At 37.3% G+C, this 241-nt stretch carries 1 pseudogene; it reads left to right on the forward strand.

The features are described 5' to 3' along the window. Positions 1–60 precede the first annotated feature (60 nt). A pseudogene (locus SB773_RS34245) lies at positions 61–241 on the forward strand (hypothetical protein); the annotation flags it as partial.

Raw genomic sequence — 241 nt, forward strand, 5'->3', positions numbered from 1 at the left:
GGGAACTATCTCCAAAAACAATAGGCCCACTACCTGCCTTTAAGCAATGGAGGTATTTGCATGATTAATTTCTATTCTTTTCAAGGGACCGTTACGATGATAAGTGATTTCATTACAGGGCAAAATGGTGAAGGGGAAGGTTGTTATAAATTAATATCTGTAGATAACGGTTTAGGAGCATCAGTTAATTTCGTAGTATCACCTACAACTTACTTTGTAGACCATGTAATGGTGGCAATAG

The sequence above is a fragment of the Bacillus sp. SIMBA_074 genome, from assembly GCF_046534555.1.
Lineage (GTDB): Bacteria > Bacillota > Bacilli > Bacillales > Bacillaceae_G > Bacillus_A > Bacillus_A mycoides.